General features: G+C 70.4%; 17 protein-coding genes. 10 read left to right on the top strand and 7 right to left on the bottom strand.

Translation table 11 applies throughout. The features are described from left to right. Nucleotides 1-121 precede the first annotated feature (121 nt). Together G4Z16_RS19905 and G4Z16_RS19900 are read left to right on the top strand one after the other, a co-directional pair. Nucleotides 122-1,348 (top strand): sensor histidine kinase, encoded by a 1,227-nt coding sequence (locus tag G4Z16_RS19905; RefSeq protein WP_197352074.1) that lies wholly within the window; start codon nucleotides 122-124, stop codon nucleotides 1,346-1,348. After that, complete coding sequence (locus G4Z16_RS19900; protein ID WP_197352073.1) at nucleotides 1,345-2,025, top strand: response regulator transcription factor; 681 nt, start codon at nucleotides 1,345-1,347, stop codon at nucleotides 2,023-2,025. Before G4Z16_RS19905 ends, G4Z16_RS19900 begins: the two co-directional genes overlap by 4 nt. Nucleotides 2,026-2,064: 39 nt before the next feature. Here the strand turns inward: G4Z16_RS19900 and G4Z16_RS19895 are convergent, their stop codons facing one another. Next, entirely contained in the window at nucleotides 2,065-3,369 is a 1,305-nt protein-coding gene (locus G4Z16_RS19895; protein ID WP_197352072.1) for a CapA family protein, read from the bottom strand. A gap of 362 nt (nucleotides 3,370-3,731) precedes the next feature. Between G4Z16_RS19895 and G4Z16_RS19890 the strand changes: the two genes are divergently transcribed. Then, on the top strand, nucleotides 3,732-4,439 hold the full coding sequence (locus tag G4Z16_RS19890; RefSeq protein WP_197354774.1) for a class I SAM-dependent methyltransferase: 708 nt from the start codon (nucleotides 3,732-3,734) through the stop codon (nucleotides 4,437-4,439). A gap of 281 nt (nucleotides 4,440-4,720) precedes the next feature. On the opposite strand, the gene G4Z16_RS19885 is transcribed toward G4Z16_RS19890, so the two are convergent. Beyond that, on the bottom strand, nucleotides 4,721-5,605 hold the full coding sequence (locus G4Z16_RS19885) for an SAM-dependent methyltransferase (protein WP_197352071.1): 885 nt from the start codon (nucleotides 5,603-5,605) through the stop codon (nucleotides 4,721-4,723). Nucleotides 5,606-5,817: 212 nt separating this feature from the next. On the opposite strand from G4Z16_RS19885, the gene G4Z16_RS19880 reads away from it, so the two are divergent. Next, nucleotides 5,818-7,614 (top strand): bifunctional metallophosphatase/5'-nucleotidase, encoded by a 1,797-nt coding sequence (locus G4Z16_RS19880; protein ID WP_197352070.1) that lies wholly within the window; start codon nucleotides 5,818-5,820, stop codon nucleotides 7,612-7,614. Nucleotides 7,615-7,752: 138 nt separating this feature from the next. On the opposite strand, the gene G4Z16_RS19875 is transcribed toward G4Z16_RS19880, so the two are convergent. Further along, nucleotides 7,753-10,893 carry an ATP-binding protein gene (locus G4Z16_RS19875; RefSeq protein WP_197352069.1) on the bottom strand — a complete coding sequence of 1,047 codons (3,141 nt, stop codon included), beginning with the start codon at nucleotides 10,891-10,893 and terminating at the stop codon, nucleotides 7,753-7,755. Between the two features lie 103 nt (nucleotides 10,894-10,996). Further along, complete coding sequence (locus G4Z16_RS19870; RefSeq protein ID WP_197352068.1) at nucleotides 10,997-11,599, bottom strand: hypothetical protein; 603 nt, start codon at nucleotides 11,597-11,599, stop codon at nucleotides 10,997-10,999. Between the two features lie 252 nt (nucleotides 11,600-11,851). On the opposite strand from G4Z16_RS19870, the gene G4Z16_RS19865 reads away from it, so the two are divergent. Together G4Z16_RS19865 and G4Z16_RS19860 are read left to right on the top strand one after the other, a co-directional pair. Further along, nucleotides 11,852-12,271: a CBS domain-containing protein gene (locus tag G4Z16_RS19865; protein ID WP_197352067.1), complete on the top strand. Its 420-nt coding sequence runs from the start codon at nucleotides 11,852-11,854 to the stop codon at nucleotides 12,269-12,271. 148 nt (nucleotides 12,272-12,419) lie between these two features. Continuing rightward, entirely contained in the window at nucleotides 12,420-12,653 is a 234-nt protein-coding gene (locus G4Z16_RS19860) for a hypothetical protein (RefSeq protein WP_197352066.1), read from the top strand. A gap of 175 nt (nucleotides 12,654-12,828) precedes the next feature. Here the strand turns inward: G4Z16_RS19860 and G4Z16_RS19855 are convergent, their stop codons facing one another. Both G4Z16_RS19855 and G4Z16_RS19850 read right to left on the bottom strand, forming a co-directional pair. Then, on the bottom strand, nucleotides 12,829-13,305 hold the full coding sequence (locus tag G4Z16_RS19855) for a phospholipase (RefSeq protein WP_197352065.1): 477 nt from the start codon (nucleotides 13,303-13,305) through the stop codon (nucleotides 12,829-12,831). Nucleotides 13,306-13,410: 105 nt separating this feature from the next. Further along, nucleotides 13,411-14,709 carry an MFS transporter gene (locus tag G4Z16_RS19850; RefSeq protein WP_197352064.1) on the bottom strand — a complete coding sequence of 433 codons (1,299 nt, stop codon included), beginning with the start codon at nucleotides 14,707-14,709 and terminating at the stop codon, nucleotides 13,411-13,413. Nucleotides 14,710-15,919: 1,210 nt separating this feature from the next. On the opposite strand from G4Z16_RS19850, the gene G4Z16_RS19845 reads away from it, so the two are divergent. The 4 genes from G4Z16_RS19845 to G4Z16_RS19830 all read left to right on the top strand — a co-directional run bounded on the left by G4Z16_RS19845 (nucleotide 15,920) and on the right by G4Z16_RS19830 (nucleotide 23,107). Further along, on the top strand, nucleotides 15,920-16,123 hold the full coding sequence (locus tag G4Z16_RS19845; protein WP_028436646.1) for a hypothetical protein: 204 nt from the start codon (nucleotides 15,920-15,922) through the stop codon (nucleotides 16,121-16,123). Between the two features lie 279 nt (nucleotides 16,124-16,402). Then, a complete protein-coding gene (locus G4Z16_RS19840) occupies nucleotides 16,403-17,209 on the top strand; it encodes an HlyD family efflux transporter periplasmic adaptor subunit (protein WP_197352063.1) in 807 nt (268 codons plus the stop codon). Between the two features lie 488 nt (nucleotides 17,210-17,697). Next, complete coding sequence (locus G4Z16_RS19835) at nucleotides 17,698-19,815, top strand: NHLP family bacteriocin export ABC transporter peptidase/permease/ATPase subunit (protein ID WP_246531333.1); 2,118 nt, start codon at nucleotides 17,698-17,700, stop codon at nucleotides 19,813-19,815. Nucleotides 19,816-20,275: 460 nt separating this feature from the next. Further along, nucleotides 20,276-23,107 (top strand): NHLP bacteriocin export ABC transporter permease/ATPase subunit, encoded by a 2,832-nt coding sequence (locus G4Z16_RS19830; protein ID WP_246531332.1) that lies wholly within the window; start codon nucleotides 20,276-20,278, stop codon nucleotides 23,105-23,107. Nucleotides 23,108-23,147: 40 nt separating this feature from the next. Here the strand turns inward: G4Z16_RS19830 and G4Z16_RS19825 are convergent, their stop codons facing one another. After that, nucleotides 23,148-23,732 carry a dihydrofolate reductase family protein gene (locus G4Z16_RS19825; RefSeq protein ID WP_197354771.1) on the bottom strand — a complete coding sequence of 195 codons (585 nt, stop codon included), beginning with the start codon at nucleotides 23,730-23,732 and terminating at the stop codon, nucleotides 23,148-23,150. Nucleotides 23,733-23,845: the final 113 nt, after the last annotated feature.

Below are 23,845 nucleotides of genomic sequence, written 5' to 3'. Positions count from 1 at the left end.
CTCGGCGGGGGCCGCACCGCCCGCTTCGTGCTCCCGGCCCCTGCCCGCGGCCTGAAGTAGGAGGCGGGACCCCTCCTCCGGGAGGACGCCGCCCGCACCGGGTCAGGACTACCTTCGCGGCGTGCGGCCGATCGGAGAGTCCATGCGCTCCTTGCGTACCTACGTCTCGGGTTACGGGTGGGTGCGTCTGCTGCCCATGGCCGGAGCCGTCGGCTTCGTCGGGCTGCTGCATGTGCCGCAGGTCGAGCCGTCGCTCTCGGACTGGCTGATCGCCGTGGCCTCCGCCGCCGCGGTGCCGGCCGGGGGCCGCCGTCCGGTGCCGGTGGTGCTGGCCCAGTGCGCGCTGCTCGTCGCCTCCGTGGCGGCGTCCGCGAAGATCGGGGGCGGGGTCGCCCAGATCCTCGCGTGCGTGGCACTCGGCGAGGTCGCGCTGCGGTGCCCCGGCCCGAGAATGTGGTGGAGTGCCCTGGCGCTCGGCGCCGCGGGCGCGGTGAGCTTCTTCCCCGCGTACCCGCTGGCCGCCAACGCCCTCATCGTGCTGCTGGATACGGGACTGCCGCTGCTGCTGGGCTCGTTCCTGCGTTCCCAGCGCGAACTCGCCTCGCAGGCCGAGCGTCGCGCGGAGGAGGCCGAGCAGCGCAGGGCGTGGGAGACGAAGGTGGCCCGGGCGGACGAACGTGCCGCCGTGGCAGGGGAGTTGCACGACGTGGTCGCGCACCACGTGGCATCCGTCGTGCTGCGGGTGGGTGTTGTCCGCCATGTGGTGCCGTCCGTCGACCCACGGCTCGACGAGGCACTCGAGGACGTGCACACCATCGGTGGCCAGGCCCTGACCGATCTGCGGCGGCTCGTGGCGGTGCTGCGCGATCCCGCGACCGCCGGCGAGCCCGTGCTGCTCAGCTCCGACGGGCTGTCGGCCGAGCTCGACAGGGTCGTGGAACGCACACGGCAGGCCGGGGCGAGCGTCGAGACCGCCGTCGACCCGGAGACGCTGGGCCGGCTGGACACCGCCCACCGGCACGCCGTGCTGCGCCTGGTTCAGGAGGGCCTCACGAACGCGCTCAGACACGCCCGTCCGGGTGCGCACGTGAGGCTGGTGCTACGGAGCGACGGCGGTGGAGGTGTGCGGGTCGAGGTGAACGACGACGGCGGGAAGGACGCCGGCACCGGACCTCCGGCACGCCTCAAGGAACACCCCGGTCACCCCGGGCACGGCCTGCTGGTGATGCGCGAGCGCCTCGAACTGCTGGGCGGGCAGCTGGACGTCGGCCCGGAGGACGGCGGCTGGGCGCTGCGCGCGGTGCTTCCGGACGCCTCCGCGCCCCGCGGCGTCGAGGAGGTCTCGTGATCCGCACGCTCATCGTCGACGACCAGCGGTTGGTGCGCGCCGGGCTGCGCATGCTCTGCACGGCAGCCGACGGCATCAAGGTGGTGGGTGAGGCGGAGGACGGACGCCAAGCGGTCTCGCTCACCGATCGGCTGGCGCCGCACGTCGTGCTGATGGACCTGCGGATGCCCGGCGTCGACGGGATCACCGCCACGCGCCGGATCCTGGCGGCACACCCCGCCGTCCGCGTCCTCGTGCTGACGACCTTCGACGACGACGAGCATCTCTACCCCGCGCTGGAGGCGGGAGCCTGCGGGTTCCTCGCCAAGGACACGGCACCCGAGGATCTGCTGGACGGTATCCGCCGGGCGGCCGACGGCCGAAGCCCCTTCAGCCCGGACGTCCTGCGCCGCCTCGTGCGGCGGGCAGTCGAGGTCGAACGGGCGCCGGCTGAGCAGGCGGAGGAGGTCGCTCTGACCGGGCGCGAGCGCGAAGTCCTCGCATCGGTCGTCGAGGGCCGCTCCAACGCGGAGATCGCCGAGAGACTCTTCATCGGCGTCACCACCGTGAAGACCCACGTCGCCAGCCTCATGACGAAGACGGGCAGCCGCAACCGCGTCCAACTCGCGGTCGCCGCCTGCCGTTTCGGCGTGGACGCCGAACCGGACGCACCGTCCGGCGGCACCGGTCAGGCGTGAGGGCCCCGACGGGTCGTGCCGGGGCCCTCAGCCGCAGGGTCAGTGGCCCATGCGCAGGCCCTGCTTGTCGGCGCCCCTGCTGAGCACCGCCTCACGTATCGAGCGGAACGCCTCGGCCCGGCCCTCGCCCGCGTCGCGGGCGTTCTCCTGGCTCAGGTCGACGACGCTGATGCGGGGCGAGGTCTGGACGAAGAAGGGGATGTACTCGGCCTTCTTCACACGCCATTCGCCCGCACGTCCCTGACTCGCCGCGTTCTTCCCGGACTTGGGGCCCTTCCGGCCCTTGTGGTCCTTGTCGGCCTTCGCGTCCCGGACCGGGTCCGTACCCGCGTGGGACGACGCCTTGCCCGACGACTTGGCCGCCTTGGGAGGCACGAACGTGAAGCGCGCGGCCGAACTCATCGCCCCGCGCGGGTCGTTCATCTTGCCCGCGAGCTGGTCGCCCATCCCGTAGACGACCCAGGTGCCGTTGACCTTCTCGTACGGCTGCGGGACGTGGGCGTGGGTGCCGATGATGAGGTCGATGTCCTTGCGGCCGCTGGCGTCGCGGGATGCCGTGAGCTGCTTGGCCAGCTTCTTCTGCCGGCTGTCGGGGGCCTGCTGCCACTCGGTGCCCCAGTGCATGCTCGTCACGACGATGTCGGCCCCGGCCCGCCGGGCGGCCCGGGCGTCGGCGATGATCCGCTTCCGCTCCATGAGGTTCACGGCCCACGGCTTGTTCTTCGGTACGGGCAGGCCGTTGGTTCCGTAGGTGTATGCCAGCTGGGCGACCTTCGCGCCGCCCGCATTCATCATCGTGATGCGGCTTCGTCCGCGGGCCGAGGCCGCCGAACCGGCGTGCTTCAGGCCCGCCCTGTCCATGGCGGTGATGGTGCGGCGGACTCCGTCCATGCCGTCGTCCATGGTGTGGTTCGAGGCGGACGAGCAGCTCTCGTAGCCGGTTTCCTTGATCGCCCCCGCCACGTCGGGGGGCGTCTTGAATGCCGGGTATCCGGTGAAGGGGCCGTTCGGGCGGCCATAGACGGTTTCCATGTGGCATATCGCCAAGTCGGCCTTCGACGCCAGGGACTTGGCGCCGGCGAGCATCGTGCGGAAGTCGTAGCCGGAGTCGGCGGCGTCCGTGCGGGCCTGACGTATGACGGAGTCGTGGGAAAGGATGTCGCCGGTGGCGACCAGCGTGAACGGCCGCTGTGAGGCGTCCCCGGACGCCTCACTCTTCGCAACGGCATCGTCTTTGCGGCTGTCCCCCTGCCGGTGGCTCTGCGGACTGCCGCACCCGGCGACGATCCCCAGCAGCACGGTCGTGGCGGTGACCAGGGCGGCCTGACGTATGTACGTGCTCATGGCGGGCTCTCGCTTTCTCGGAGAAAGTCGACAAACCCAGATATATGGGGGCAGAGCGGTGCCCGCGCGGTCTCGCCGCCATCCGGCGCAACGCGGGCGCCCGCCCGTGTGCGGACCCCGGCCCCGCTCCGCCGGATGAGCGGTCCGCGAGGCGGGCACGCACGCCGGCACGCACAGCTCGCCCGCACGGCACGTGCAACGGCCCCGCAGCCGCAGGGCTGCGGGGCCGTTCGGTGGGCTCGTTCAGTCCGGCCACTGATCGGGGGGCTGCTGTGACCGAACACTTCGGTCGTCGGCCACTCCGGGTGTCACAGTGGCCAGGTCCTGTGCGTCAGCAAGAAGGAGTGTGTCTGGTGAGCTCGATGGTGCAACCGGACGGAACCGCAGGCGAAGGGCCGGAGCGAGTTGCTGCCGTACGCCGCGAGCTCGCCGAGCACGGACCACCGCGGAGGCCCGACGGCGCTCCGGACTTCGCCACCGTCACGCTGCCGCAGCGCGACTGCGATCAGGTGCGTGACCTCCTCGTGGACGAGCGAGCCGGCACGGTCGTCGAAATCGGACTCGCCTATGCCGGCTCGGCGCTGGCGATCGGCGAGGCGTTGCTGCGCGCCGGTTCACGGACCCCACGGCACGTGGTGATCGACCCGTTCCAGTACACGGCGTACGACGGTGTGGGGTGGGAGCTGCTGCGCGGCGCCGGCCTGGACGACGTCGCCGAGCTGGTGACCGATCCGTCGCAGCGGTTCCTCGCCAGGTTGGCCGATGTGGGCTTCGCCGCGGACGCGGCGTTCGTCGACGGCAGCCACCACTTCCACAACGTATTCGTCGACCTCCACTTCCTGGGCGAGATCGTCCGGCCCGGTGGCCTCGTGCTGCTCGACGATGTCTGGTGGCCCTCGGTCGGCGCTGCCGCGGCGTACTTCGAGACCAATCTGGGGTGGCATCCGTTGCCGGCCGCCTTGGCCGACGGCACGACCGACCCGGCCAGTGGCCGGGCCCGGACCCGGGCTTACCGGCTGCCCGCTCCGCGCCCGACGCCGGACTTCAAGGAGTTCCGGCCGTTCTGCTGAGCCGGACAGCGGGTCCGGCTCACTTGCCGGCTCGAGCGCTCGGCCACAACTGCGTCGGCGTCCGCAACGCACGAGGCTCCGGTGCCTTCGAGGGACGTGTTCGACGTCTCGACTCACCGGCACGGGAGCCTCGTTGGTCACCGCTCCTGCCGAACTCGGCCTGCCTCACACACTCGTCGAGCGGGGTCACCATGCTCATCGTGACCCGCGAGGGCGGCCGGCACCGCTGAAGAGGCCCGGCGCGGCAGGCCCGTGAGGGCGCCGGCCGCGTCGGGGCGCGCCTACGGTTTCCGGCCTACGCCCCCGTACATCGCCACGTCCTCCGCGTCGAGCCTGGACCTCGGAAGCCAGCGGGAACAGGCGACGACGCCGGGCTCCAGCAGCTCCAGCCCGTCGAAGTAGCGCTCCACCTGGGAGGGTGTGCGCTGCGTGAGCTTCGGAGTCCCGTTGGCGTTCCAGAACGCGACCGCCGAGTCCACGTCCGGCATCGTCGGTGAGGTGATGGTGTGCGACAGGACGAGATGGCTGCCCGCCGGCAACGCGTCCAGCAGCCGTCGCACGATCCCGTACGACTCCTCGTCGTCCTCGATGAAGATGACCACGCCGAGCAGGATCAGTGCCACGGGACGGCTGAAGTCCAGTGTCTTCGCGGCCTGTTCGAGGATGGTGTCGACGTCCCGCAGATCGCAGTCGAGGTAGTCCGTCCTCCCGTCAGGGGTGCTGGTGAGCAGCGCCTGTGCGTGCACGAGCACGATCGGGTCGTTGTCCACGTAGACGACGCGGCTCTCGGGCGCGATGCGCTGAGCCACCTCGTGGGTGTTGTCGGCGGTCGGCAGGCCCGTGCCGATGTCCAGGAACTGCCTGATGCCCAGCTCCCCCGCCAGATACGACACGGCGTGTCCGAGGAAGCGCCGGTCGGCCCGGGCGTATTCGCCGATTCCCGGGTGGAGCTTGCGAATCTGGTCGCCGGTCGCCCGGTCGACCTCGTAGTGGTCCTTGCCGCCCAGCCAGTAGTTCCACACCCGGGCGGTGTGCGTGATGCTCGTGTCGATCCTGTCCCGCACGTCCTCGGACGTGCGGTGCCCCGGCCCCTCGCTGCTCAACTGTGCCCCCTCTTGGAAGGACGCCACGACTCCCGCCCCGCTGGGGGCAGTTGCTCGTACCATCCGCGCGGATGGTGCCGAGATTAACGCCTGAAACGGACACTGGCGCCCTGTCGGCCGACATCGCCCGGCGGTCCGTCCGCAGGGTGGGACGAGGGAGCGACATGGGCCGCTCCACTGCCCGCAACCCTGTCGTTACCGCAACACTCCTGACGGACTACGCGCGTTGACCGTAGGCTGCCAGCGCTCGCGCACACCAGAGAAGGGGAACCTCGATGACCGTGAAACCTGAACGGCGCAGACGCCTGAGCCGGCTGACCGCCTGCGCCGCGGCACTCGCAGCAGCCGTCGGCGTGCTCTCGGCGATGCCGGCCGGCGCGGAGAGCGGCGGCCACGCCCAAGGACGCACGGTCGACGTGCAGTTGCTCTCGTTCAACGACTTCCACGGCAACATCGAGCCGCCTCCCGGCTCCTCAGGTGAGGTCTCCCGCCAGAAGCCCGACGGCACCACCGAGAAGGTGGCCGCGGGCGGCGCCGAGTATCTGGCGACGTCCCTGCGCAAGGCCCGCAAGGGCAACCCCTACAGCGTCACCGCCGCGGCGGGCGACCTGGTGGGAGCGAGCCCGCTGATCTCCGGACTCTTCCACGACGAGCCCAGCATCGAGGCCTTCAACAAGATGGACCTGGATGTCGCCGGCGTCGGCAACCACGAGTTCGACGAAGGCCGCGCGGAGCTCAAGCGCCTCCAGGACGGCGGCTGCCACCCCAAGGACGGCTGCTCCGAGGAGGGCAAGGTCTTCAAGGGATCCGACTTCCCCTACCTCGCCGCGAACGTGACGGACGAGAAGACCGAGCGCCCGATCCTCAAGCCGTACACCGTGTGGAAGAAGAAGGGCGTGAAGGTCGGCTTCATCGGCGTCACACTCGAAGGCACGCCGGACATCGTCAGCGCCGACGGCGTCAAGGGCCTGAAGTTCCACGACGAGATCGAGACCGTCAACAAGTACGCCAAGAAGCTCAACAAGATGGGCGTGAAGTCCATCGTCGCGCTCATCCACGAGGGCGGATCGCCGGCGAAGCCGGAGTACAACTACGACTGCGACAGCCCCGGCCCGGGCGACGGCATCTCCGGCCCGATCACGAACATCGCCAAGGGCATCAGCCCGAAGGTCGACGCGCTGGTCACCGGTCACACCCACCAGGCGTACGCGTGCACCATCCCGGACCCCTCCGGCGAGCCGCGCATGGTCACCTCCGCGTCGTCCTTCGGCAAGCTCTACACCGACACCACCCTCACGTACGACCGCAAGACCAAGGACATCGTGCGTACGAGCGTGAAGAGCGCCAACCACGTGGTGAGCCGCAAGCAGGCCAAGGCCAAGGACATGACCTCGCTCATCAAGCGCTGGGGCAAGATCGCCGACCCCATCGCGGACAAGCCCATCGGCTACATCTCCGCCGACATCAACGGCCGCGGCGCCGAGGCGCCCGAGTCCCCGCTGGGTGACGTCATCGGCGACGCGCAGCTGGAGTTCATGAAGCCTGAGGACAAGGGCGGCGCGCAGCTCGCGCTGATGAACCCCGGCGGCATCCGCTCCGACCTCGTGTACAAGGCGTCGGAGGACGAGGGCGACGGCGTCGTGACGTACGGCGAAGGCTTCACCGTGCAGCCCTTCACCAACATGATGACGGCGATCGACCTCACCGGTGAGCAGCTGATCACCGCGCTGCAGCAGCAGGTCAGCGGGGCCAACGAGGAGTCGCCGAAGATCCTTCAGGTCTCCGAGGGCTTCAGCTACACGCTGGACATGACGAAGTCCGGCAAGGACCGCATCATCACGGACTCGGTGAAGCTGGACGGCAAGGCTCTCGACCCGGCCAAGACCTACCGCGTCGCGATGAACGAGTTCCTCTCGGGCGGCAACGACGGCTTCCCCGTCTTCAAGGAAGGCAAGGACAAGCTCGTCGGCAAGGCGGACCTGGACGCGCTGGAGGCGTACTTCGGTGCGCACTCCTCCAAGTCCGACCCGCTGGACCCGCCGAAGGCGGACCGCATCAAGGTCGTCAAGTAGCGGAACCGAGCAGGACACAGCAGGACGCTCGACAGCAGCAAGCACGCGCCCTGCCCGGCGGATCGATCCGCCGGGCAGGGCGTCCTTGCTTCCCGCGTCCTGCCTCATGCCGTGACGCCGTGACGCCGATCGGGCGCTCTACCAAGGCAGTTCATCCGTGCGCAGGGGCCGTCCGGACCGGAGTACGTCGTTCAGCCGCTGCACTGCCCGAGCGTCCTCCCCGCTCAGCAGCGCAAGGGCACGGGAGAAGTTCTCCCGCGCCGCCCCTGCGTCGCCGGACAGCGCGAGCGCCGCGCCCGCACCCGCGAGGGCGCGTCCCTCACCCTGCGCGTCGCCCATCGCCTGGAAGACGTCCGCGGCCCGGCCGTACGCGTTCCCGCTCGCGCCGTATCGCGGCCGGCCCTCGCGCAGGACACGCCCCAGATACATCTGCGTGGCCGCCTCCAGCTCCCGGTCCCCGCTCAGTCGGTACTCCTCGCACGCCTGACGGAAGTGCGTCACGGCCTCCCCGATGCGCCCGGCACGTGCCTCGGCGCCGCCCAGGTGCATCAACGCACGCCCCGCCAGGGCGGGTTCGGGGATCATGAGCGAGGTGGCGGTGCGTGCGGCCTCCTCGAGGTGCTTCCTGCCGGCCGAGCCGCCGCTGCCACTGTCCCGGTGCGTCAGCCCCATCTCCATCAGGACGCTCGCCTTCGTGCGGTCGTCGTGCGCCCTTTCCGCCTCCGTGCGTGCGGACTTGAGGGCGCCGAGGGCACCGGAGAAGTCACCCTGGCGGCCGCGGGCCCGTGCCAGCGACGTCAACGCCCGTGCCCTGCCCGCCGGATCGTCGAGCTCCGCGTACCGGTCGTGCGCCGCCTGCGCGGACCTGGCCGCGCGCTGTGCGTCGCCCTGGCCGAGCAGGATCTCGCTCAGATTCAGCCGCGCGTCCGCCTCGACGTCGGCGGCGCCGAGCCTGCGAGCGGTGCGGATGCCGGCCCTGAGGGCTTCGACGGCCCGCTCCCTGCGGCCGAGATGCCACAGGCTCAGCGCCTCGTTGCAACTCAGCCTGCACTCCTGGGAGTGCCGTCCGAGGGAGCGGTGGATGTCACGGCTGCTGGTGTAGGCGGCGACCGCGTCGCTGTGACGTCCGGCGGCGTCGTGGGTGATCCCGGCTTGCTCCAGCATGTCCGCGCGGGCCGCCTCGTCGCCGCGGTCCCGGTGGAGCGCGGCTGCCTCATCGAAGGCGGCGCCGGCCGCGTCGTACCGGCCGCGGCTGCGGTGCGCCTCTCCCAGGCGCGCGAGCACGGCTGCTCTGTCCGCCGCATCCGGGGCCTCGCGCTGCTTGCGCAGCGCCTCGTCGTAGTACTCCTCGGCCTGCGCGAACCGCCCGCTCGCGGCGGCGATGTCGCCGAGCGTGGCGGCGCACGCGATCTCGTGCGGGCCGATGCCGGTGGACGAGGGGAGGCGCTGGTAGATCACATGGGCCTGCTCGGCGGCGGACCGGGCAGCCTGGTGCTCGCCCCGCCGCAACCGCGCGGCGGCCTGGCCGTGCAGCACCTGCGCCAGCGGCCGCTGCCGTTCGTCCGGCAACTCCCCCTCCCCCATGGCGCTTCCCTCACCGCGCAGCAGCCGTACAGCGCCCTCGAACCGCTCCTCCGCGCCCTCCGCGTCCCCCAGCGCGGCGTCCAGACGGCCGAGCCCCGCCAGCGCGAGCGCCCGTGGGACGACCTCGCCCGACTCGTCGGCGGCCACCGCGGCGGTGCGGGCGGTGGCGCTCCATGCGGCCAGGTCGCCGCGGAGTTCGAGGTACGGCACGAGCGCGAACGCCAGCCGCCAGCAGTACGGCCTGAGCGGATCCGGCAGTCCGGCGGCCTGGTCGATCAGCGCGGCGACGTTCTCCTGCTCGCGCTCCAGCCACGACGAGGCACCGGAGGGGCCCCGATCCGCGGACCTGGAGGCAGTCGTGGAGGGGGAGGTCGCCGGAGATGCCGGCTCGTCCCGGGAGATGGACGACCCGCCGACGCGATCGGCCACGGCCACCCGGCTCAGATACCACTCCATGACGCGCCCGAGCGCGCCCTCCCGGACGTCCGCCGTGTCCTCGTCCTCCGACCTCTCGCGCGCGAACAACCGCAGCAGATCGTGGAATTGGAGCCCCTCGCTCGAAGCGGCCGGTTCGAGCAGATGCAGCTCGACGAGCCGGTCGAGCGGCGCCTTCACCTCCTCCTCGGACAGGTCCGCGGCACGAGCTGCGGCGCCGACGGGCAGGTCGGCGGTCCGGGCGAGCGCCGCCAGCCGGAACAACCTCCGCTCCTCGTCGCTGAGTTCGCGGTAGCTGATCATGAAGCTGGCGCGTACGTCGAGGTTCCCTGCGGTCAGCTCCTCCAGCCGCCGGCGCTCGTCGGCCAGGCGGCCGGCCAGCGTCGCCATCGTCCAGTCGGGACGGCTGGCCAGGCGAGCGCCCGCGATCCGCAGCGCGAGCGGCAGCCGGCCGCAGGCCGCCACCACGGCAGCCGTGCTCGCCTCGTCCTCGTCCGCGCGTTCGGGGCCGACGATCCGCCGCAGCAGCTCCGTCGCCTCCGCCTCGCTGAACACCTTCAGCGTCAGCTGCCTGGCACCCTCCAGGCCCGTGAGCCGCGCCCTGCTCGTGACCACGACCGTGCAGGTCGGGCTCCCCGGCAGCAGGGGCCTGACCTGCGCGTCGTCGGACGCGTTGTCGAGGAGCACGAGCGCCCGCTTGCCGGCGAGCAGGCTCCTGTACCGGGCGGCGGCGGCATCGGGATGCTGCGGGATCCGGTGCTCACCGAGGCTGTGCAGGAACTGCTCCAGCACGGCGTGCGGCTCGGCGGGACCCTGGTCGTCGGCGCCGCGCAGGTTCGCGTACAGGCGGGCATCCGGGTACCGGCCGACGATCTGGTGGGCCAGATGGACGAGCAGCGTGGACTTGCCGACGCCCGGCGTGCCGTCGATGGCCGAGATGAGCAGCGTGTCCGCACCCTGCCTGATGAGGTTCCTCAGCTTCAGGAGCTCCTGCTCGCGGCCCGTGAAGTCGCCGACGTCACGCGGCAGTTCGTCGGGTACGGCGATCGCGTCCGGTGCGCCCCGAGAGCTGCGCAGCTCGATGACGAAGGCCGCCGCCAGCAGTACCGCCACGGCCGGCCAGGCGACCCACGCGCTGTCGCCCAGCCACGCGAGGGTGTTCGTCGCCAGCCCTTCCAGGATCCCGAGCAGGCTCGCCACGACGAACGACGCCCCGGCGAGGAGGTGCCGGGAGACGGCGCGGCGGCCCGTGGTGGTCACGGCGGATCGTCCTCCACGAGGGACCTGCGGAAGCAAATGTGGATGGGAATCGGAATGTGAATGGGGATGGGGGTGGGGATGCCGGCGCTGCGCCGGGGCCCGCCTAGGGGATGAACGCGGGCACACGCGGCGCGGGCGCCCGCGGCACGGTGGGGGCGAAGTCGGGCATCCCTCCGCGGTCCGTCGTGATGGGGACCCGCCTGTCCTTCTCCGTGCCGGTTGCGGAACCGGACCCCGCGCCGCCGAACCCAGGGGCGTAGCCGGGTGCGTTCGTCGGCAGGACCTGCGAGGAGTAGGGGGGCGTGTACGAGTACGGATAGCCGCTGTACGAGGGCTGATGGACGGGGATGCAGACGGGCTCGGGCGGCTCCGTCTCCTCGTACGTCTTCTTGAAGGTCTTCAGCCCTGTCCGCGGGTCCACCACGGCGGTGAGCCTGGGCAGGGGCTTGAGGGTCGCGAGCGGGTAGCAGATCTCGTCCGGCCCGTCGTCAGCGGCGGCCGAGGTCTGCGTGGGCGTGGGGGACGGAGTGGCGGTCGGCTCCGAACTGGGCGTGGGTGACGGCTCCGCGGAGGCTCGTGCCGTGGAACCGGCCTTCGCCGCCGTGTCTGACGCCCCGTCGTCCTGCATCGCCGCGTCGATGGCCCCACTGGCCGCGATCGCGGCCGCCAGCCCGAGCCCGAAGGCCCACTTCATCTCCTCGCGCATTCGCGCTCACCCCCGTATGCCTGAACCACGGTATGGGACGCGACGCACCGGCAACACGCGTTTCCGTCCCGTTCCGGCCACCTTCCGCGGGGCGACGGGCGGCTCCCGGCTGCCACGCGCCCCCCGTACGCCGGGGTTTGAGTCCGCGGGGACGTGCTACCCGATCGGCGACGGCGCGGTTCCTCCGGCCATTGACGGCCGGACTCGAGGGACCCGCGCCGCCGCACGAATTCAGTCGTCCAGGAGTTTCACATGACTACGGCACGAGAACTGATGAGCCCCGGCGCCGACTGCGTCCAGACGGATCAGACGGCCGCCGACGCCGCGCGAATAATGACCGAGGCCGGTGTCGGTTCCCTGCCCATCTGCGGCCAGGACGACAAGATCAAGGGTGTTGTCACGGACCGGGACATCGTCGTGAAGGTGATCGGCAAGGGCCGCGACCCGCAGGCGTTCCCGGCGGGCAGCCTCAACCAGGAAGAGGCGGTCACGATCGGCGCGGACGACGACACCGAGGACATCCTGGCCACGATGACGCGCCACAGGGTGCGCCGACTTCCGGTGATCGACGGGACCCGTCTCGTCGGCACGGTGGCCGTCGCCGACGTGGCCCGGTCGCTGCCGAACGCCACGACCGGTGAACTGGTGGAGGCGCTCAGCGCCGACCACTGACGACACCGGCACCACCGACCACTGCTCACAGGACCCGCACAGGCGCGGAGGCCGCACGGCCGCACACCGGCCGACGGCCTCCGCTTCGAAGCGGTCCGTCCGCTTCTCCACACCGTCAAGCCATCCACATCACCCGAGGAGCCATGCCATGGCCGTATGCGAGGTCTGCGGGAACGACTACGAGTACACCTTCGAAGTCCGGGCGGCAGGCGCGGTGCACACCTTCGACAGCTTCGAGTGTGCCGCGCAGAAGATGGCCCCCATCTGCGAGAACTGCGGGTGCCGCATTCTCGGGCACGGCCTGCAGGCCGAGGGGCGCTTCTTCTGCTGCGCCAGCTGCGCCCGCATGCAGGGGCGCATGGAACTGGCGGACAGCGTCTGATCCGCCCGGCACAGGGATGCTCACGGTCGCCGCGCGGGACGTGCGGGCAGTGACCGGATGACGAGAGTGCGCGGGACGCCGCAGCCACCGAGCGGCGTCCCGCGCACTGTTGCGCCGTGCCTCATCGAGGTACCTCTTCGCGGTACTTCGTCACTGTGCCCCGTCCGGCGGTGCGTCAGCCGACCGGGCTGCCCTTCTTGACGCCGAGGATCACGACGGCCTGGTAGTAGGTCCATGCGAGAGCGTTGCAGGACTCCTTCGTCGCGCCGCTGTATCCGGCGCAGACGCGCTTGAGATCTTCGTAGAAGGCGCTGTCGACGCGGGACTTGTTGGCCTCGAAGGTGCCCTGAGCCTTGTAGTTGCGGTAGCCGAAGTCGTGCCGGATGCAGCCGTTCTCGAAGGGGAAGCCGAACGGGTTGTCAGGGGACGAGGAGCAGACGTCCGTCGACCAGTCGAAGTTGTAGGCGGCCCATGAGCCCTGGTCGGCCCTGGCGGCCAGGAAGGCGTTCTGGCTCCCGGCGTCGGTCTGGGTCCAGCTCGCGAGGACCTGGGGTTTGTCGGCCGGGTCCGCGACAGCGGTTGTGGCGGTGCCGATGACGGCGAGGAGACTTGCGGACGAAACAACGACGCCCGCAGCGAGTCTTCGACGCATTTCTTACCTCCGTGGGGGAGAGGTGCAGCAACATCGGAACTGTTGAAGCATGAGCATGACAGAACAAGCGCTTGCCAAATAGGCGCGTGCGCAGAAGTTTTGCGTTCAACGCAACTCGCCGGTAACGCCGTTGAGGGCTGTGGTACGGACGGTGTCAGCACGTACCACCGGTGCGAGCGCGGCGATGGCGAGGGACGCGAGCACCAGCACTCCGAGAGCGGCCGGAAGCCCGACGAGCGTCGCCAGCCCGCCTATCAGAGGCGGGACGAGCAGCCAGCCGAGATTGCCGGCGAACCCGATCTGACCCATCGCCGGCGCAGGATCGCGAAGCGCACCCGCGGCGGTGAACGCACCGGGGAAGACCGCGCTGATCCCGGCGCCCGCGACCACGAACGCGGCGAGCGCCACCGCGGGAGTCCCGAGGAGCAGGGCCGCGGCCAGTACGGCGGCGCAGCACAGCGTGCCGGTCCGGATCAGCCGCACCCACCCGAGGCGGTTCACGAGCCGGTCGTTGAGGAGCCGCGTCACGACGCTGCCCGCGCTGAAGGCGGCGTACCCGGCGGCGGCCGTGGCCGCGTCGGCACCGATGTGACGCAGATACACACCGCTCCAGGACGCGGGGGCGTCCTCCACGAGTGCGGCGAGGAAGGTCGTCACGGCGAGCAGCAGCACGGTGGCCGACCTGCGCCGCGCGCCCGAGGACTTCACCGGCCTCCCCTGCCGTTCCTCGGCGGCCGGAGCCGGGGCCAGGTGCGTGCGGCCCTCTTCGGCGCCGCCCTCGCGGCGTTCGCCGGCCCCTTCACCCGCAGGCTCGACCGGTCCCCCGTCCGGCAGCAGCCCGCACGCCGCCACCGCCGAGAGCACGGCGAGAACGGCGGCCATGACGGCGAACTGCGCGGCGAGCGACAGGCCGAGGGAGACGGTGGCGACTCCGGCCAGCCCTCCCGCGACGGCTCCGATGCTGCGGATGGCATGCATGGAGTTGAGCACCGTGCGCCCGTACCGGCCCTGCACGACGACCGCTTGGGCGTTCATCGCCACTGATGTGCACCCGTCGGCGGCACCCAGCAGCACCAGCACCGCCATCAGGGTCCACTCCGAGGGCGCGGCCGGGACCAGGGCCAGGGGCACGCACAGCGACACCGGTGCCGAGGCGCTGACCGCGCGGCTGCCCAGCCGGTGCACCAGCAGCCCGCCCGCCTGACTGCCGGCCAGGGCACCCAGGCCGGGACCGGCCATCACGAGACCCAACATGCCTGCCGACAGCTGGAGTTGGTCCTGGACGGCGGGCACGCGGGCGGCCCACGACGCGAACACCGCGCCGTGCACGAAGAAGACGGCCGAGACGGCGGCACGTGCCCGGCGCACGGACGGGGGCGGCGCCGGAGGACTGGTCGCTCGCACCGGGCGGCTCCGCTTCCATGACGGCACTGGCTGACCCTCCCCAGTACACACGGGGCCATTCTCCGGACGACCCTTGGCGGGCGGATCCGTTCAGGAAAGACCGAGGCCCCGGGGGAGGAGCCCGGGGCCTCGATCGCCAACGTGGGGAAGGCCCACGACCAGCCTGCACACATTCAACGAGGGCGGCCTGGATTCGTCACGGTTCTGCACGGCTCTCCGATTTCCTGGATTTTGTCCCACTCGCGGGATATAGGACCGGTCACCTTCACCCCGGGGCGATCGCGGGCCAGGACCGCACAGCCCGTCACCGGCCGGGCCAGGACCGCACAGCCCGTCACCGGCCGGGCCAGGTCCGGCAGATGCCGGTGCCGTCACCCGCCCACTCCTCTCGGCCGCGGCCGTCCACCCGCCCGCCCCGGGACTTCCATGAGGGCGCGTGCCGGGCATTCACCCACCGGACGCGACCACCTCTTCCCAGGCGTCGAAAAGCCCCATTTCCGTACGGACCGGAGCAGTTGGCTGACTTGCCGTCATGTTGCGGCGATCGCAGGACACTTATGGATTCCACGGCAGGAACGGCTTCCGAGGTCGGGCCATGATTCGGATGTGCACGCCGCGTGCATGTCTCAGCATTTGAACGAGTCATTTCGCCCTTACCACTCCTTAGGCGCTCGTATTACGGGAGGACTCCGGTGCGGATTTCTTCCATTACCACGAGTCACCTCTTCCGTGGATCGCCTCGACAGAGGCCCCATTCCCAGGTCAGACCTGCGCAGGCCGGAGCAAGTGCTGCCCACCGAAACTGAATTCAGCGAACCTGCACAACTGGTCCTTAGGGACGGCACATGCCTCCTGGGATGTGCACCCGGCCACACCGGGGCCGGTGAGGTTGATGAGGGAATGTCCATTTGAGGTCGCGTCAGACACCGCCCCGTGCGGACACGCCAGGAGTGACAAGTGAAGAGATCGCCACGAATTCGTGGACGCGACTACACCGCAACGAAGTTGAGTGGCCGTATCGGCGCCGGGCGAGCACACGGTTGAGTGGCCGGGCGGCATGTACGCATGCTTTGATCGGGCCCTGACGCGGAAGTTGAACGAATGGTTCCCGACGTCGGGCATCAGACGACCGCTCGTACGGCCGGACGGCTTTCCCCGAGCCGGCCGTTGCTATTGAGAACACCAAAGCAAGCGAAGGGAAGCTCAACTCATGGACTTCATTGAGACCCGCGAGATTTCCGACAACGACCTCGACAACGTTTCGGGTGGCGTCCTGGGCTCGGTCGTCGGCACCGCTGTGAGCACCGCCGACTCCGTCGCCCCGGTTTCCGAGACCACCGACGCCGTGAACGGCGTTGCCTCCGGCCTGACCGGTGTCGACACCTCCCAGGTCACGGGCCTCGCCGGTCTCTGAGGCGATGGTCGCGACCGAGCGGCCGGGCCAGCAGTGCACAGCCCGTCCCGCTCGGAGCATCCGAATCCCAGTGGGGTGAACGTGAGCCCCGGAACCCCCTTGTTCCGGGGCTTACGGATGCGTCCGGGGACAGTTGTGGAACACTCGTGGCCCTTGTCCCCGAATTGGCGTCGGCGGCCGAGCGCCGGACCGCTCGACCGACGAACCCGGTGTACCGCCCGCCGCCCCGAAGGAAGCGTCATGCCTGAAAGCGACGAACGCAGTTGAGGGAATAGCCCCGTGCAGTTCCGCCAGAAGGCGTTTTCCAAGCTGCAGTCCCCCGAGGAACTCGACCTGCCTGTGCGCTACGCGCGCCCGCAGGGCTGGCTCGTGCTGCTCGTGACCGTTCTCGTCATGGCGGGAGCGGGCTATTGGGCTGTCACCGGCAAGGTCTCCGGAAAGCTGGACGCGCCCGGTGTCCTCACCCACGCCAAGGGCAGCTACGTGCTGCAGAGCCCCGTCGCGGGCCAGGTCGTGCAGGTGCTGGCCGAGGAGGGCCGCATGCTGCCGGCCAACACTCCGGTGCTGAAGGTGCAGACGGACCGCGGGTACAGGGCAGTTCGTACCGTGTCCGCAGGCCGCATGACATCGCTGACCGCGAAGATCGGCTCCGTGATCGCCCCCGGCAAGGACGTGGCAACCGTCGAGCGTGTGGAGCGGGCGGACGAGCCGCTCGTGGCCATGCTGTACGTACCGGGCAGCAGCGGTTCCACGGTCTCCCCCGGAGCCGCGGTCGACCTGACCGTCCAGTCGGCGCCGACCGACGAGTACGGCGTCCTGCGGGGCCGCGTCAAGGCCGTCGGCAGGGCCGCCCAGACCCGCCAGCAGGTCACCAGCTTCCTCGGTAACCCCCAGCTCGGCGCGCAGTTCACCAAGGACGGCCAGCCCATCGCGATCATGGTGACGCTGGACAAGTCGGCGACGACGAAGTCCGGTTACAGATGGTCCTCGGAGAAGGGCCCGCCCTACAAGATCGACTCCATGACGATCGCCGAAGGCGCGATACATCAGCCCTCGGAGCGCCCCATCGATTGGCTGCTCCCGTGAGCCGGCGGCAGAAGGCCGCCAAGGAGCCGCGCACGAGCGCCGCGCGCCTGAAAGCGGCGCGTTCGGAGGCCGCGCGTCCCCAGAAGGCACGTACCGAACCACCGCGTTCGGAACCACCGCGTTCGGAACCGCCGCGTTCCGAACCACCGCGTTCCGAACCACCGCGCTTCCCGAAGTCACGCACCGAGGCGCCGCGTTCCCAGAAGGCACGCACCAAGGACGCACCTCCAAGGAAGGCACGCACCAAGAAGGACGCGCGTCCCAAGAAGGCACGCACCGAGGAGGCACGCGCCCCCGAGCCGGACGACACCGGCGAGAACCGGCTGCCGCCCCCCGGCCGCAGGAAACACCGCCCCGAGACCGGCAAGAGCGGCAAGTCCGGCGCGAAGAGCAGCGGCAAGCACCGTACGGGCGCCGCCCGGCGTACGTCGCCGCAGCAGATACCGAAGCCCCGGTACAAGTCGGTACGCACACCGACCGTGCTGCAGATGGAGGCCGTGGAGTGCGGCGCCGCCGCCCTGTCCATGGTCCTCGGCTACTTCGGCCGGCACGTCCCCCTCGAACAGCTGCGCATCGCCTGCGGCGTCTCCCGCGACGGCTCGCGCGCCAGCAACCTCCTGAAGGCGGCCCGCAGTTACGGCCTGACCGCCAAGGGCATGCAGATGGAGCCCGCGGCGCTCGCGGAGGTGCCCGGACCCGCCGTCCTGTTCTGGGAGTTCAACCACTACGTCGTCTACGAGGGGATGGGACGCCGCTTCGGCAAGCGCGGCGTGCACATCAACGACCCCGACAAGGGCCGGCGTTTCGTCCCGCTGGACGAGTTCGACACCAGCTTCACCGGCGTCGTCCTCACCTTCGAACCCGGTGAGGACTTCCGCCGCGGCGGCAAGCGTCCCAGTGCCATGAGCGCCATGCCGGCGAGGCTTCGCCGCACCACCGGCACGATGCTGGCCGCGCTGCTGGCCAGCCTCCTGCTCGTCGGGGTGGGCGCCGCGGTGCCGGCGCTGAGCCGCACGTACATCGACATGTTCCTCATCGGGGACCAGACGTCGCTGCTGGGCGTGCTGTTCGCCTCGATGGGCGCCATGGTCGTGCTGACCGCCGCGCTGACCGCGCTCCAGCAGGCGAATCTGCTGCGCGGCCGCATCATCTCCTCGACGCTCAGCAGCGCACGCTTCTTCCGGCATCTGCTCCGGCTGCCGGTCACGTTCTTCGCGCAGCGCAGCCCCGCCGACCTCGTGCAGCGACTGCAGTCCAACGACACCGTCGCCGAGACGCTCTCCCGCGACCTCGCCGCCGCGGGCGTGGACGCGATCGTCGTCATCCTCTACGCGGTGCTGCTGTGGACGTACGACCCCCAGCTGACCGTCATCGGTGTGCTCATCGCGCTGTTGAACCTCGTCGCGATGCGCGTGGTGATCCGGCTGCGCGCCACCGGCACGCAGAAGCTCCGCGCGGACACCGCGCGCCTCACCAACACCTCTTACACCGGCCTGCAGTTGATCGAGACGATGAAGGCCACCGGCGGCGAGAACGGGTACTTCCGCCGCTGGTCCGGGCAGCACGCCACGACCCTGGAGGAGCAGCAGAAGCTCGGCGTGCCCACGGCCTGGCTCGCCGTCGTCGCGCCCACGCTCGCGACGCTCAACAGCGCGATGATCCTCTGGATCGGCGGCATGCGCGCGGTCGAGGGGCACATCTCCATCGGTCTGCTGGTCGCCTTCCAGGCGCTCGTGACGCGCTTCACCGCTCCCATCACGCGGCTCAACGGCGTCGCGGGACGCATCCAGGACTTCGCCGCCGACGTGGCCAGGCTGAAGGACGTGGAGAACTTCCCCGTCGACTCGCTCTATTCGCGGCGCGAGCCCATCGCCGACACCCGCCGCCTCAAGGGCCATGTGTCGCTGGAGAGCATCACCTTCGGCTACAGCCCGCTCGACAAGCCGCTGCTCACGGACTTCTCCCTGTCGGTCGGACCGGGCCGGCAGGTCGCGCTCGTCGGCGGCTCCGGCAGCGGCAAGTCCACCGTCTCCAGGCTGATTTCGGGTCTCTACAGCCCGTGGGAGGGAGTGATCCGCATCGACGGGCAGCGGCTGGAGGACATCTCCCGCAGCGCGCTGGCCGCCTCCGTCTCCTTCGTGGACCAGGACGTCTTCCTCTTCGAGGGAACGGTGCGGGACAACGTGGCGCTGTGGGACCCGTCCATTTCCGACGAGGCCGTCACGGCCGCCTTGCGGGACGCCGCCGTGCTCGACGACTTCACGCGCCGTCCCGGCGGCATCCACAGCCGCGTCGAGCAGGACGGCCGCAACCTCTCCGGCGGGCAGAGGCAGCGCCTCGAGATCGCCCGCGCGCTGGTGCGCCGGCCGAGCATCCTCGTGCTGGACGAGGTGACGAGCGCGCTGGACGCCCAGACCGAGCAGGTCATCATCGACAACCTGCGGCGGCGCGGCTGCGCGTGCGTCGTCATCGCTCACAGGCTGAGCACGGTCCGCGACAGCGACGAGATCGTCATGCTGGACCACGGCAGTATCGTCGAACGCGGGCGCCACGAGGAACTGGTCGCCCGCGGCGGCCCGTACGCCGAACTGGTCAAGGAGCACTGACGTGGCATCCGGCGACGGCTCCGCACGGGACCCGCGCACGACCGGGCAGGACACCGGCTCGTGGCAGGCGGGCCAGTGGCACCCGGGCTCCTTCGGCACGGCCGAGGAGAGCGAGCACACACCGCCGTACGGCACCCCGAGTCCGCAGAACGGCACGCACGACACCGGTACGCAACAGGCCGTGGGCCAGGGCGGCGGCTCGTACGGCACTCCGTACGACACGGGCACGTACGACACGGGCACGTACGACACAGGCGCGTACGCCACAGGCGCGCACGGCACTCCCCCGTACGGCACGAACTCGTACGACACCGCCGAACACCCGGCTCCCGCCTACGACACCGGCGAGCACCGGGTCCCGATGCAGGACACGGGAGAGCACCGCTCCCCCGCCCACGACACCGGCGGGCACAGCACCGTCGCGACGCACCCCCAGGACCCGGTGACCGCCGCCTTCGGCATGCTCGGCGACGGAGTCGACTGCGTCGGCATGCGAAGCCTCCCCCTCGAAGGCCCCCATGTGCTGTGGCTGGTGACCGCCGGAGCCATGGACCTGTTCGCGGTCGACGTGGTTCAGCAGGGCCACTGGCACTTCCTCGGCAGGCTGGAGCCCGGAACCCTGCTCCTCGGCCCGATCGAGGGCACTCAGCACACGCTGGTCGGAAGGCCGCTGCGGGAGTGCGGGCTGCGCCGCATCGAACTCCGCGAACTGCACAGGCCCGAGTACAGCAGTGTCTCCGCCCACTTCCAGGGCCACGCTGCCTGGGACCAGACCCAGACCCCGGCCGACGGCATCGCGGCACTGCCCCACACCCCGCTCGACAATGCCTTCGCCACGGGCATCGGACGCAGCCTCCGGGTGCTCTTCGAGGCGCCGCTCGACGGCGAGGTCACCCCGGACGCCGTCCACCCGGGCGCCGGTTACGGCCAGGACGACGACGAGATCCTCTGGATGCACGTGGATCCCCGCAGCGTCCAGTACGGGGCCGAGTTCAGCCAGGAGGCGGCGTCCCAACTGCTCGTCGACGGCGCAGTGTGGCAGCGCATGGTCGACCAGCAGTTCCGGCTGCTCTCCGCCCTCGACCGGTGGATCGAACGGCTCGAGCGTGCGCACGAGGACCGTACGGCCGCGGGCATCGAGGCCGGCGAGACCGTGCGCGCCCAGGCCGACCAGGCGCTGCTGGCCTCCATCAACACCACCGGCAAGGGCTCCTCAGGCTCCTCGTCCGCGAACGACGACGCGACACTCGTCGTCGCCCGCAAGGCCGCCGGCGCGGCAGGCATCGAGCTGTCCGCTCCCGCGCAGGGCCGCGCCGTCAACGACCGTACGAATCCCGTAGAGCGCATCGCCCTCAGCTCACGCGTCCGCACCCGGGTGGTGAAGCTCCAGGGCCGCTGGTGGCGGGAGAACACCGGACCGCTCGTGGGCCACAAGGCAGGCTCCGGTGACCCGGTGGCGCTGCTGTGGCGGCGCGGACGGTACGAGGCGGTGGACGCGGACGGCGGGCGCATCAGGATCCGCAAGTCACGCGCCGAGGAGTTCGAGCCGCGTGCCGTGATGTTCTACCGGCCGCTGCCCGAAGAGCCCATGAACGCCTGGCAGTTGCTGCGCTTCTGTCTGGGCGGGACCCGCATGGACCTGCGGAACCTGCTCCTCGGCGGGCTCGTCGCGGTCGGCCTGGGAGCGCTGGTGCCGATCGCGACGGGGAAGGTGCTCGGTGAGTTCGTGCCGAACGCCGAGACCAGTCTCATCAAGCAGGTCTCCCTGGCGATCGTGCTGAGCAGCATCGTCTCCGCCGCCTTCATGCTGCTGCAGAACAACTCCATCCTGCGCATGGAGGGACGCGTCGAGGCGGCGCTGCAACCCGCCGTCTGGGACCGGCTGTTGCGGCTGCCGACGAAGTTCTTCGCGGAGCGCTCCACGGGTGAACTGGCCAGCGCGGCCATGGGGATCAGCACCATGCGGCGGGTGCTGTCCGGTGTCGGGCCGGTGGCCGTGCAGGCGTGCACGATCGGCTCGATGAACCTGGTGCTGCTCCTCTTCTACAGCGTCCCGCTGGCTCTGATGGCGGTCGGCCTTCTCGTCGTCATCGCTGGGGCGTTCGTCGCGATGGGGATCTGGCAACTGCGCTGGCAGAGCAAACTGGTCGACCTCAACAACAAGCTCAACAACATGTCGTTCCAGACGCTGCGCGGGCTGCCGAAGCTCCGCGTGGCCGCAGCCGAGAGCTTCGCCTACGCGGCGTGGGCACGGGAGTTCGCGCGCAGCCGTGAGCTCCAGCAGCGCGTCGGCCGGATCAAGAACCTCACCACGGTCCTCAACTCGGTCTATCTGCCGCTCACTTCTCTCATCCTGTTCATGCTGCTGGCGGGCCCGGCCCGGGGCAGCCTGTCCTCCAGCGGCTTCCTCACCTTCAACACCGCCGTCACGATGATGCTGACGTCGGTGACCCAGCTGACCAACTCGCTGATCTCCGCCGCCGCGGCGCTGCCGATGTTCGAGAAGGTCAAGCCCGTGCTGCACGAGCCCACCGAGGTGCGCGGCGGCAGCTCGCAGCCCGGCGAACTCACCGGCGAGATCGAGGCGCGGCAGCTGTCCTTCCGGTACAGCGATGACGGCCCGCTGACGCTCGACGACGTCACGCTGCGCGTCGAGCCCGGCGAGTTCGTGGCCGTCGTCGGGCCGAGCGGCTGCGGCAAGTCGACGCTGCTGAGGCTTCTCATCGGCTTCGAGAAGCCGGGCTCCGGCAGCGTGCTCTACGACGGGCAGGACCTGGCCGCCCTCGACCAGGCGGCGGTGCGCCGGCAGTGCGGCGTCGTGCTCCAGAACGCGCAGCCGTTCGTCGGCTCGATCCTCGACTCCATATGCGGGGCGGAGATCTACTCGCACGACGAGGCGTGGGAAGCCGCGGAGATGGCGGGCCTCGCCGAGGACATCAAGCGCATGCCCATGGGGATGCACACGATCCTCTCGGACGGCGGCGCCGCCGTCTCCGGCGGACAGCGGCAGCGCCTGATGATCGCCCAGGCGCTCATCCGGCGGCCGCGCATCCTCTACTTCGACGAGGCGACGAGCGCCCTCGACAACGAGACCCAGCGCATCGTCACCGAGAGCACCCGCAAGCTGCAGGCAACGCGCGTCGTGATCGCACACCGGCTCTCCACCGTCATGGACGCCGACCGTGTGCTCGTGATGTCGCGAGGCCGGATCGTCCAGCAGGGGACGCCCGCGGAGCTCCTCGCCGACACCTCCGGCGAGTTCCACCAGCTGGTCCGCCGCCAGATCAGCTGACCCTCCCCCCGCCGGGCCCCGGCGAGGGCCAGATGCCGGGTCAGCGCTTCCGGCTGTACCGCCTGACGAGGATGCCGTTGCCGAACGTACGGACCGAGTCGAGCTCGAACTCCGTGAGGGCGAACCCCGATGCGAACATCGGCATGCCGGAGCCGAGAACCACCGGATAGGTCTTGAGCACCAACTCGTCGACCTCGTCCACAAGTTCACCGGCAAGCCCGGAACCGCCGCACAGATAGATCCCGAGCGGCCCCTCTTCCTCCTTCAGAGCACGGACCCGCCCCACCAGGTCATCCGAGACGATCTCCACCGCCGGGTCCGGCGACTTCTCGATGCTGCGTGAGGCGACGAACTGGCGCATGTGCGCGTACGGGCTGGTGACATCGAGATCCAGCGCGATGTCGTAGCTGGCCCTGCCCTGGATGACCGTGTCGAACTGCTGGTTCTCCAGGTCGTCAAGGCCCAGCATTCGGCGCCCGTTGGTCGGCAGGGTCTCGGGGAACTCCGCCTTGAGGAACTCGAGGAACTCCTCGTCCACGTACTCGGTGAAGAACTGGGCCTCACCGTCGGGCCCACCGATGAAGCCGTCGATCGAGACGGCGATGAAGTAGGTCAGCTTTCGCACGAAGATCCCCCTGTCATGGACGGTGACGCCGGCCGCAACGCCCACGCTCCCGTCCGCTCCTGGCCCAGGCGTTCCCGGCCCCGCATCCGTACAGACTCGGGCATTGACACCGG

It is taken from the genome of Streptomyces bathyalis (assembly GCF_015910445.1).
In the GTDB taxonomy this organism is placed as follows: Bacteria; Actinomycetota; Actinomycetes; order Streptomycetales; family Streptomycetaceae; genus Streptomyces; species Streptomyces bathyalis.
The sequence above is the reverse complement of the archived record's forward strand: the minus strand, read 5'-3'. Positions and strand labels throughout refer to the sequence as shown.

Bases quoted from the DNA above. Each gene is read 5' to 3' on its own strand.
- G4Z16_RS19895 (WP_197352072.1), bottom strand. From the start codon at position 3,369: ATGAGCACGTACATACGTCAGGCCGCCCTGGTCACCGCCACGACCGTG.
- G4Z16_RS19890 (WP_197354774.1), top strand. From the start codon at position 3,732: ATGGTGCAACCGGACGGAACCGCAGGCGAAGGGCCGGAGCGAGTTGCT.
- G4Z16_RS19885 (WP_197352071.1), bottom strand. From the start codon at position 5,605: ATGGTACGAGCAACTGCCCCCAGCGGGGCGGGAGTCGTGGCGTCCTTC.
- G4Z16_RS19880 (WP_197352070.1), top strand. From the start codon at position 5,818: ATGACCGTGAAACCTGAACGGCGCAGACGCCTGAGCCGGCTGACCGCC.
- G4Z16_RS19870 (WP_197352068.1), bottom strand. From the start codon at position 11,599: ATGCGCGAGGAGATGAAGTGGGCCTTCGGGCTCGGGCTGGCGGCCGCG.
- G4Z16_RS19865 (WP_197352067.1), top strand. From the start codon at position 11,852: ATGACTACGGCACGAGAACTGATGAGCCCCGGCGCCGACTGCGTCCAG.
- G4Z16_RS19860 (WP_197352066.1), top strand. From the start codon at position 12,420: ATGGCCGTATGCGAGGTCTGCGGGAACGACTACGAGTACACCTTCGAA.
- G4Z16_RS19855 (WP_197352065.1), bottom strand. From the start codon at position 13,305: ATGCGTCGAAGACTCGCTGCGGGCGTCGTTGTTTCGTCCGCAAGTCTC.
- G4Z16_RS19845 (WP_028436646.1), top strand. From the start codon at position 15,920: ATGGACTTCATTGAGACCCGCGAGATTTCCGACAACGACCTCGACAAC.
- G4Z16_RS19835 (WP_246531333.1), top strand. From the start codon at position 17,698: ATGGAGGCCGTGGAGTGCGGCGCCGCCGCCCTGTCCATGGTCCTCGGC.
- G4Z16_RS19830 (WP_246531332.1), top strand. From the start codon at position 20,276: ATGCTCGGCGACGGAGTCGACTGCGTCGGCATGCGAAGCCTCCCCCTC.